6 protein-coding genes and 1 pseudogene are annotated in these 10,051 nt (G+C 61.5%); 4 read left to right on the forward strand and 3 right to left on the reverse strand.

The window, feature by feature from the left end; genetic code table 11:
• The first annotated feature begins 976 nt into the window (after nucleotides 1-976).
• Together OKB81_RS17300 and OKB81_RS17305 are read left to right on the forward strand one after the other, a co-directional pair.
• Complete coding sequence (locus OKB81_RS17300; protein WP_010675337.1) at nucleotides 977-1,651, forward strand: response regulator; 675 nt, start codon at nucleotides 977-979, stop codon at nucleotides 1,649-1,651.
• A gap of 23 nt (nucleotides 1,652-1,674) precedes the next feature.
• Nucleotides 1,675-3,033: an ATP-binding protein gene (locus tag OKB81_RS17305; RefSeq protein WP_442866123.1), complete on the forward strand. Its 1,359-nt coding sequence runs from the start codon at nucleotides 1,675-1,677 to the stop codon at nucleotides 3,031-3,033.
• A gap of 376 nt (nucleotides 3,034-3,409) precedes the next feature.
• Here the strand turns inward: OKB81_RS17305 and glk are convergent, their stop codons facing one another.
• Nucleotides 3,410-4,378 carry a glucokinase gene (gene glk / locus OKB81_RS17310; RefSeq protein WP_270805334.1) on the reverse strand — a complete coding sequence of 323 codons (969 nt, stop codon included), beginning with the start codon at nucleotides 4,376-4,378 and terminating at the stop codon, nucleotides 3,410-3,412.
• 348 nt (nucleotides 4,379-4,726) lie between these two features.
• Here glk and OKB81_RS17315 point away from each other — a divergent pair, with 348 nt between their 5' ends.
• Nucleotides 4,727-5,581, forward strand: coding sequence for a MurR/RpiR family transcriptional regulator (locus tag OKB81_RS17315; protein ID WP_029314760.1), 855 nt, complete (start codon nucleotides 4,727-4,729; stop codon nucleotides 5,579-5,581).
• 160 nt (nucleotides 5,582-5,741) lie between these two features.
• Complete coding sequence (pyk, locus tag OKB81_RS17320; protein WP_200164110.1) at nucleotides 5,742-7,181, forward strand: pyruvate kinase; 1,440 nt, start codon at nucleotides 5,742-5,744, stop codon at nucleotides 7,179-7,181.
• Between the two features lie 65 nt (nucleotides 7,182-7,246).
• On the opposite strand, the gene OKB81_RS17325 is transcribed toward pyk, so the two are convergent.
• Both OKB81_RS17325 and OKB81_RS17330 read right to left on the reverse strand, forming a co-directional pair.
• The gene (locus OKB81_RS17325) at nucleotides 7,247-8,236 is read right to left on the reverse strand and encodes an efflux RND transporter periplasmic adaptor subunit (RefSeq protein WP_270805335.1); all 990 of its coding nucleotides are present in this window, start codon (nucleotides 8,234-8,236) and stop codon (nucleotides 7,247-7,249) included.
• 15 nt (nucleotides 8,237-8,251) lie between these two features.
• Nucleotides 8,252-9,976: pseudogene (locus tag OKB81_RS17330) on the reverse strand (efflux RND transporter permease subunit); the annotation flags it as partial.
• Nucleotides 9,977-10,051 lie beyond the last annotated feature (75 nt).

Consider the following 10,051-nt stretch of genomic DNA (forward strand, 5'->3'; position numbering starts at 1 on the left):
GATCTCGCACCTCGATAACTGTACGTAAGATCAGTATAGTTCGTGGTAACTGACTGCTAATCATGGGTAATCAGGTAACAATTTGTTCACGCTCTCACCCTGGGTACAGTACAAAGTGATTGCGCTGAGATCACAAATGCTTGAACCCACTCAGCAGTATTGGTTTGGGGGTGTGTGACTGTCTGCACGCAGAAAGGTTCCAAAGCAAGAGGATTAACGGCGATAAACCAACGCAAGATTGTTATGGATAAAATGATTACGCTACCGCCCCTAGGTTACAGCTCCCAATATGCTGCTTTTAACCTGATTGTGCTCGCTGTTGGTCATCAACTCCTCCAGCTTCTTCTATTTGTTGTGGATGTCTCACAATGGCGTTACATCACATTACTCGGCCAAGGATTCCTAGCGGCGACATTGTACACATCTTGGGCAACCGAGAGCCCCAAACCCGATTTTGGGTCAGATTCTATCTCGTTTGGCGCAGGGATGCATAGTCAAAACCGCAGAAAACCTCTCGTACGGTAGCTCTTCAAAAAAGCCACTAATTCGACCTGCCGACTTTTTCCGCGCAATATACTTCTTTGCACATCCCCAGAAGTTGCACTCGCTCGCCCGGGAAAAGAAATAAAACTGAATTTATTCATATATTAACAATTACACATCTGTAGTCCAGGATGACGGGTACCAAGTTGTAACGACGAGCACTGCTGCAACAGTACAACGAGTTTCCATACCCACCTATGCGATCAGAACAGTCGCAAGTAGTCACCAATGGAACCCCAACAGTCCCAATCTGATTCGATGGCATTGATCACGATGAAGCTCGAAAGGCATGGCTGCCGATGCAAGGACGGGGATGGAAACAAAGGCAGGCATGATTCAGTCCCGATACAGCGGGGTCAGGTAGGATCCGGATTGACTCGCCCTCTTCTTGACCCTCTAATTGACAGCCTGGACCCTTATCATCATGCATCTTATGAAAATCCTACTGGTCGAAGACGACAAGCTGCTCAATCACCACCTCTCCACGCTGTTGACCGAGGCCCAGAATCAGGTTCACAGCACGGACAACGCCCAGGTGGCGCTGCACTATGCGACCGACTACCCCATCGACGTGGCCATCATCGATCTCGGCCTGCCGGACATGGACGGCCTGCAGCTCATCAGCCGCCTGCGCGAGCAGCAGATCCCCTTCCCCATCATAGTGTTGACCGCACGGGGCAACTGGCAGGACAAGGTGGAAGGGCTGGAGGCCGGGGCGGACGACTATCTGGTCAAGCCCTTCCAGAAGGACGAGCTGCTGGCCCGCCTCAATGCCCTGGTGCGCCGCAGCGCCGGCTTCATCTCCCCCAGGGTGAAGGCGGGTGACTACGAGCTGGATCTCTCCCGCAAGGAGCTGACCATCGCCGGCGAAGTCACCGTGCTCACCAGCTTCGAGTATCTGATCCTGGAGTACCTGATGCGCAACGCCCGCCAGGTGGTCTCCAAGCAGCAACTGCTGGACCAGCTCTACGGAGATGGCGAAGGGGATCCCAACACCATAGAGGTGATGGTGAGCCGACTGCGCAAGAAGCTGGATCCGGAGGGGCTCATCCAGCCCATTTCCACCATCCGCCGGCAGGGTTACATCTTCAACCTCTCCTGCAGTTGATGCCCCTTGCCATGCTGCACCCCATGACACTGATCCGTCGCTCGCTGCACCTCAAGCTGATGATGAGCGCCATGCTGGTCATCGCGCTCATCATGGCCTTCTCCGTCTATATCCTCTACCTCGGCCACGCCGAGGAGCAGGCCCAGAAAGCCAGCATCCGCATGCAGGAGAACCTCTCCAAGCTGTTCTCCTCCAAGCAGCCGGAGCCCCACGCCATCACGGATCTCGGCGGCCTGACCCCGGATGCCATCGACCCCAATCTCGACACCCTGATCTGCCGCTCCGATGGAGAGTTGAGCTGGTCCAGCCTGCACATGCCCGAGGTGATCACCATCAAGGAGACCATCTGCCGGGATCTGATGAAGTACCTTGGGGGCCTGGATCAGGACTATTTCTTCAAGCTGCACACCATCAAGAATGGCGAGAGCTACTTCATCTACAGCCTGCGCTTCCTGCGCAACCACGGCGACGGCCCCACGACCTACTACGTGGTGATGGTCGATTCCGCCAAGCGCTACCAGACCCAGACCCGGGACTATCTCTACCGCTGCATTCGCCAGGCCTTGCTCGCCTACAGCCTGCTCGGCGCCCTGCTGCTGCTCACCAGCTTCTGGAGCCTCTCTTCCCTGCGCACCATGGCGCGGCAGATAGACGAGATCCGTGCCGGCACGCGGGAGGCGCTCTCCAAGGACTACGAGCGGGAGCTGACGCCGCTGACCGAATCCGTCAACCAGTTGCTGGAAAACGAGCGCCAGCAGACCCAGCGCTATCAGCATGCGCTCAACGATCTCGCCCACAGTTTGAAGACCCGGCTGGCCCTGATCCAGATCACCGCACAGGAGCTCAAGCTCGGCCACGACATCCATGACAACATCAGCGAACAGATCACCACCATGGATCAGATCATCCAGTACCAGCTGCGCCGCGCCGTCACGGGTCGCAAGCGCCTCGCGAGCAAGGGCACCGAGCCGGTACCGCTCATCGAGAAGCTGCTGGCCAGCCTCGCCAAGGTCTATCGCCACAAGAAGCTGCAGACCGGCTTCCAGTTCGATGACGATGTCTTCTTCCACGGCGAGCAGGGCGATCTGATGGAGTTGATGGGCAACCTGCTCGACAACGCCTGCAAGTTCGCCATCAGCGAGATCCGGGTCCATGTCGGCCACCAGGACAACGGCCTGCTCATCGTGGTGGAGGATGACGGCCCCGGCATCGCCCCCGGCAAGTCGCAGCAGATCTTCCAGCGCGGCGTCAGGGCCGACAGCTCCCCGGGCCAGGGGATAGGGCTCGCCGTCGTCACCGAGATCGTGCACAGCTACGGCGGCAAGATCCGGGTGGATGAGTCTCCCCTCGGCGGCGCCCGCTTCCATATCACCCTCCCCTGACAGATCGGGGTCAGGCCAGTGCCTGGCCCCTGCCGCATTCGGGCATCGCCATCCCGGCGCTCACCTTCTCCCACCCTTTCCCCTGTGCTGCCCGGCGATGCCTGGCCGAGGGCAATGGTGCTGACAAGTTGCCTCCCATCAGAAACCGACGGGCCTCTCCCCTCACCCCCTGCTCGAGCAGAAACGACGGGCATAAAAAAACCGGCCGCGAGGGCCGGTGAAACAGTTCAGGCTTGTCAGGTGACAATTCGCACCCAGCGGATGAAGACAGCTTCCAATTCCCTGTGAAACCCTGTCCTCTTGAGTACGTGAGCCTACTCTACGCCAGGGCCACTGAATCAGGGCTGAACCGCGATGAAATCGTTTCCCTAGCCTGTCAGAGACGGATCCCGAGGGACTGGCGCAGATAGGCGCCCGCACCGAGCAGGCCCGGACCTTCGTGGGTGATGAGGAACACGGGGATGTCCTTGAGGTAGGACTTGAAGCGCCCCTTGTCCTCGAACGCCACCCGGAAACCGGAGGCGATAAAGAACTCCTGGAAGCGCGGTACTATGCCGCCGGCGATGTAGACGCCGCCGAAGGTGCCCATGTTGAGGGCCAGGTTGCCGGCAAAGCGCCCCATCAGCACGCAGAAGAGGCTCAGGGTACGGCGACAATCCAGGCATTCCCCCGCCAGCGCCCGCTCCGTGATGTCCTTGGGTTCGAACGCCTCGGGCTCCCGGCCGTCGGACTTCACCAGCCCGCGGTACAGGTTCACCAGACCCGGACCGGAGAGGAAGCGCTCGGCCGACACATGGCCCAGCTCGCCGCGCATCACCTGCAGCACCGCATCTTCCTCTTCCGTGTTGGCGGCGAAGTCCACGTGCCCGCCCTCACCCGGCAGGCTCAGCCACTGTTTGCCGGCCTGCACCAGGTGGGCGACCCCGAGGCCGGTGCCGGCACCATAGATGGCGATGGGCTTGCCGGCCACCGGGGCCGCGCCGCCCAGCTGGATGCGATCAGCCTCTGTCAGCACGGGCACCGCCATGGAGACGGCAGTGAAGTCGTTGATCACCTGCAGGCGATCCAGGCCCAGATTGGCCTGCATCTCGCTGATGGAAAACTCCCAGCTGTGATTGGTCATGGCGACCCAGTCGCCGTTGATGGGACAGGCGATGGCGATGCAGGCCTCGCCCACCTTGGCACCATGTTCTTCCAGATAGAGGCGCACCACGGCCTCCAGGCTGGGGTGGGCCAGCCCTGAATAGGTCTTTGCCTGGGAAATGGCGCCGGTCGCCAGCTCGCACAGGGCCAACCGGGCATTGGTACCGCCTACGTCGCCCACCAGCGCATGGGTATGCTGCATAACAAACTCCTTCGTTACCGACTCGGGGCGGCCCTTACCGTCCCGACCTTGTTATTTGGCTGCAATACTACTCGAGCCCGCTTCCCGGCGGCGCGTTTTATGAATGCAACTGTGCGCCCGCTCACAGTGTTGTTGCTTTGCAACATTTGTAAGCGTTTTCAAGGGCGGAATGGAAGTTTGTAACTAAAAACACGAAATAATTAGACATGAGTCATACTTTGTATGGACGAGATTAGTTCCGATAAGCGCTTGTCTTGTATAGTCATCGCGGAGATTGGAAACCTGCTTGAGCTGTGAATTTAGTGCACAGACACTGAAGTTAAATTACAAAAATGCCTGGTGGTAATGATGAATACCCTCGATAAAATTACGAACAATTTGGAAAGTTTCAGTAAATCAGAGCGTAAGGTGGCGGAAGTGATCCTGGCATCCCCCCAGACCGCCATTCACTCCAGCATCGCCACCCTGGCCAAGCTGGCGGATGTCAGCGAACCCACCGTCAATCGCTTCTGCCGTCGCCTCGATACCAAGGGCTTTCCCGACTTCAAGCTGCACCTCGCCCAGAGCCTGGCCAACGGCACCCCCTATGTGAACCGCCACGTGGAAGCGGAAGACGGGCCCGACACCTACACCGCCAAGATTTTCGAGTCCACCATGGCCTGTCTCGATGCCGCCAAGAACAGCCTGGACATCTCCGCCATCAACCGCTGCGTCGACATCCTGACCCAGTCCAAGAAGATCAGCTTCTTTGGCCTGGGCGCCTCCTCCGCCGTCGCCCGGGATGCCCAGAACAAGTTCTTCCGCTTCAACATCCCCGTGGTGAGCTTCGACGACATCGTCATGATGCGCATGAGCTGCATCAACAGCAGCGAAGGGGACGTGGTGGTGCTCATCTCCCACACCGGCCGCACCAAGGCGCTGGTGGAAATTGCCGCCCTGGCCCGTGAAAACGATGCCACCGTGATCGGCATGACCGCCAAGGACTCCCCCCTGGCCCGCGAGTGCAACCTGGTGCTCTCCATGGACGTGCCGGAAGACACCGACGTCTACATGCCCATGGCGTCGCGCATCGCCCAGCTCGCCCTGGTGGATGTGCTGGCCACCGGCTTCACCCTGCGCCGTGGCATGAAATTTCGCGAAAACCTGAAAAAAGTCAAAGAAGGTTTGCGCGAATCCCGCTTTGATACCCCGCACTCCTCCTGATCATTCGGGGGTTCGCCCCCGACTGTCTAAGCCACCGGGCTTGGTGTAGTATCGAAATTCAATCACAGAAGGCCACCCAGATGGCCTGCAAGCCGGCGCCATGCCACATGCTTGACGGGGCAGTATTTCAAGTCATATCAACTTCACATTGGAGTCTTTCATGCCAAGACGTACAAAGATTGTAACCACACTCGGTCCGGCGACCGATCGCGACGGCATCCTCGAGGGGATCATCCGCGCCGGTGCCGACATGGTGCGGATGAACTTCTCTCACGGCACTCCTGAAGACCATATCCAGCGCGCCAACCAGGTGCGTGAAATCGCCGCCAAGCTCGGCCGCCACGTGGCCATCATGGGAGACCTGCAAGGTCCCAAGATCCGCGTCTCCACCTTCAAGGATGGCAAGATCTACCTCGCCATCGGTGACAAGTTCATCCTCGACGCCGCCCTCGGCAAGGGAGAAGGCTGCCAGGAGCAGGTCGGCATCGACTACAAGAGCCTGCCAAACGACGTCGTGCCAGGCGATATCCTGCTGCTGGACGACGGCCGGGTACAGCTGAAAGTGGAACAGGTGGAAGGCACCCGCATCCACACCACGGTCACCGTGGCCGGCCCCCTCTCCAACAACAAGGGCATCAACAAGAAGGGGGGCGGCCTCTCCGCTCCGGCCCTGACCGACAAGGACAAGGAAGACATCAAGACCGCCGCCCGCATGAACGTGGACTACCTGGCGGTCTCCTTCCCCCGCAGCGGCGATGACCTGCGCTACGCCCGCGAGCTGGCCCGCGAAGCCGGTTCCAACGCCAAGATAGTGGCCAAGGTCGAACGCGCCGAGACCGTCGCCAGCGACGAGGCGATGGAGGACATCATCCTCGGCTCCGACGCCGTCATGGTGGCCCGGGGCGATCTCGGCGTCGAGATCGGTGATCCCGAGCTGGTGGGTGTGCAGAAGAAGCTCATTCGCCACTCCCGCCGTCTGAACCGCGTGGTCATCACCGCGACCCAGATGATGGAGTCCATGATCAACGCACCGCTGCCGACCCGCGCCGAAGTGATGGACGTGGCCAACGCCGTGCTGGACGGCACCGATGCGGTGATGCTTTCCGCCGAGACTGCCGCCGGCCAGTTCCCCATCGAGACAGTCACCTCCATGGCCAGCGTCTGCGTGGGCGCCGAGAAGCACCCGAGCCTGAACGTCTCCAACCACCGCATGAGCTACACCTTCACCTCGGTGGAAGAGGCGGTGGCCATGTCCACCATGTATGCGGCCAACCACCTGGAAGGGGTCAAGGCGATCGTGGCGCTGACCGAATCGGGCACCACCCCGCTGCTGATGTCCCGCATCAGCTCCGGCCTGCCGATCTTCGCCATGTCCCCCCACAACAAGACCCTGGCCTGGGCCAACCTCTACCGCGGCGTCACCCCTGTGCTGTTCGACGGGGACGAGACCAAGCCGGTCTACGAGGTGTGCCGCGACGCCCTGGACGTGCTCAAGGCCAAGGGGCTGCTGCAAAGCGGCGACATGGTGTTGCTCACCCACGGCGACAAGATGGAAACCGTCGGCAGTACCAACACCTGCAAGGTGATGATGGTCGAGTAATCGCCCAGCCACCGGCAACAAAAACGGCTCCCGCGGGAGCCGTTTTTCATGGTGACCAGGCTGGATCAGCCGCGAAACAGCTCCACCTTGTCCCCATCCTGCAGGCTGCCGGCGCCGCGCACCACCACCCTGTCCCCCTGCTTGAGGGCCCCGCTCACCGCCACCTGCCGGTTGTCGCCAAACAGCACTGTGACCGGCACCCGGTTCACCTTGAGATCCGCGCCACTCTGCTCCACCTGGTAGACCACGCTCCCCTCGGTGCCGAGCACCAGGGCATCCCGCGGCAGCAGCATGGTCTGCCGCTCCCCCATCGGCAGCGCTACCCGCACCGGCGAACCTATGATGAAACGCCCAGGCTCGGGCCTGAGGCGCAGCTCGATGAGGCGGGATTTGGGATCGGCGCTTGCCGCCCGCTGGTAGTAGACGGCGTGGCTGCTGAGCTGCTCCCCCTCCACCCGCAGCCGGGTCTGGGCGGCCAGTTGCTGGGCCCAGGCGATGGGCGCCCGCAGCCGGATGTCCGGCTCGTCGGGATTGACCAGCTCCAGCGCCTGCTCCCCTTCATCCACGTGCTCCCCCGGCTGGACGAAGTGCTCGTTCACCACACCATCGAAGGGGGCGAAGATGTGAGTCCTATGCAGTTGCGCCTCGATCTGGCGTACCTGTACCCGGGCCAGCTGCTCGGCCAGCTCGGCCTGCTCCACGTCGTAACGCGCCTTGTCGTACTGGCTTTGGGAGGCGCTCTTCTGCCGGTGCAACTGCTCCAGGCGCTGGAACTCGGCGCGGGCGTAGCGCAGGTTGCTCGCCTCTCTCGCCTGCTCGGCCCGGGACTGCTCAAGGGAGAGACGCAGGGTGGCGGCGTCGAGGCGCAGCAGCTCGTCCCCCGCCTTCACTCGGCTGCCGAACTCGGCTATCCATTCCACCCGGCCGCTCACCTCGGCGCTGAGTGCCGCCTGCTGGCGGCTCGCCAGCGTCACCATCTTGCTTTGTGCAAGCGCAGGCAGCCCGCCAGTCAGCAGCAGGGCCCCCACCACCATCCATGTGAAACCTTGTGTCATCGATGAGCTCCTTGCTCAGGCACGCTGCCGAAGGGCGTGCGGTATGTCGGTCTGCTCCCCCAACCGCAGGAAGGCGGGCAACAGGATCAGGGTGAAGAGGGTGCTGCAGCTCATGCCGCCGACGATGACGGTGGCCAGCCCCCGGTAGATTTCGCTCCCCTCGCTCGGACTCAGCATCAGGGGCAGCATGCCGAAGATGCTGGTGAGGCTGGTCATGGCGATGGGACGCATCCGGCTTTGCAGGGCATCGGTGACTGCCGACTGTCGGCTCATCCCCTCCCGCTCGGCCATCCTGGTCTGGTGCACCAGCAAAATGGCGTTGTTGACCACCAACCCGAGCAGGATGACGAAGCCGATGATGGTGAGCAAGTCCATCGGCAGCGGCGCCACCAGACCGCTCAGGTGCAGCGCCAGCACGCCGCCTACGGTGGCGAGCGGCAAGGTGAGCAACACCAGCACGGCATCATTGAGGGAGGCGAAGACCCCCCACAGCAGAATGAGCAGTATCATCACGGCGAACAGGAAGATGCTGCCGAGGTTGCCCAGCGCCTGCTGCAGGCTGTCGGCATTGCCGGCGACCCGCAGCTCCCCCCCGGCTGGCAGCAACGGCCGGATGGCGGCAAAGCTCTTGTGCTGCAGGGTGTCGAGTACCTGCTCCATGCTCATCCCCGCAGGGGGCGAAATCTGCAGGCTGATGCTGCGCCGCCCATCGGATCGGAAGATGCTCTCAGGCCCGAGTTGCGGCTCCACCCGCAGCAGTTCCCCAAGGGGAACGATGCGCCCGGACGGGGTAGCAAGCGGCACCGCCTTGAGCTCGTCCGGGTTGGCGGAGGCCTGCCCCATCAGCAGGATGTCGAGCCGCTCATCCCCGTCGAAATATTCGCCGACCCGCAGACCATCGCCAAAGGTCTGGATGATGGCGGGCATGGGGGAGCGATCCCAGCCCACCTCGGCCAGGCGCCTGTCCTGGGGCACCAGCCGAAGCTCGGGAGCGGTGAAATCGAGTCCGGGCTCTGGCCTGACCTGGGCGCCGGGCAAGTCCCGCTGCACTATGGTCATGCTCTCCCTGGCCGCCTGATAGAGTTCGGGTAGCCCACCCCCCTGGATCAGCAGGGAGATGCTGTTTTCACTGTCAAAACCGCCAAACAGGGACCCCTGACCGCCAAACACCCGGGTGTCGGGAATGCCCACCAGCAATTGCTTCATCAAGAGCTGCTCCAGCACCTTGATCTGGTTATCCTCCTTTGGTCGCACCCCGATCTGGGCACCGCCCGGGTAGCGCAGGATGTAGTAGTTCTTGAGGACAGGCTCCTTCTCCCCTTTCATATAGGGGTCGAGGCGAGCAATCAGGGTATCGATCACCTCTTCCCGCTGGGCCTTGAGATTGACCCCCGGGGTGAAACTCATCCAGACATCGATGGCGTCCCGCTTCACATCTGGCAGGTAGTTCATCTTGGGCAGCAGCAGCCAGCTCGCCAGCACAGGCCCCGTCATCATCAGGACGATGATGGCCCAGCGCCTGGGGGCGGTGGCAGTCCAGCGGATCACATGGCGAGTGGCGCGGCACCACAGGCGCTCAAAGGGATCAATCAGCCGCTCGTGCCCCATCCAGCGCGCCGCCACCGCAGGCAACACCGTGACCGCCACCACCATGGAGACGGTCACCGCGCAGGCGATGGTGAGCGCAAGATCGGCAAACAACTGCCCTTCCACATCGTTGAGCAGGAGCACCGGCAGGAAGTTGACATCCTCCCCCACCTTAGCGCTTCGCGTCACAGGAGGGGGATTCCCATTACTGGGTGATAGCTGCTCGCG

The sequence above is a fragment of the Aeromonas sp. QDB56 genome, from assembly GCF_027705505.1.
Taxonomy (GTDB): domain Bacteria; phylum Pseudomonadota; class Gammaproteobacteria; order Enterobacterales; family Aeromonadaceae; genus Aeromonas; species Aeromonas caviae.

Excerpts from the sequence above, each read along its gene's own strand:
- OKB81_RS17300 (WP_010675337.1), top strand. The coding sequence starts at position 977 with ATGAAAATCCTACTGGTCGAAGACGACAAGCTGCTCAATCACCACCTC.
- OKB81_RS17325 (WP_270805335.1), bottom strand. The coding sequence starts at position 8,236 with ATGACACAAGGTTTCACATGGATGGTGGTGGGGGCCCTGCTGCTGACT.
- glk (WP_270805334.1), bottom strand. The coding sequence starts at position 4,378 with ATGCAGCATACCCATGCGCTGGTGGGCGACGTAGGCGGTACCAATGCC.
- pyk (WP_200164110.1), top strand. The coding sequence starts at position 5,742 with ATGCCAAGACGTACAAAGATTGTAACCACACTCGGTCCGGCGACCGAT.
- OKB81_RS17305 (WP_442866123.1), top strand. The coding sequence starts at position 1,675 with ATGACACTGATCCGTCGCTCGCTGCACCTCAAGCTGATGATGAGCGCC.
- OKB81_RS17315 (WP_029314760.1), top strand. The coding sequence starts at position 4,727 with ATGAATACCCTCGATAAAATTACGAACAATTTGGAAAGTTTCAGTAAA.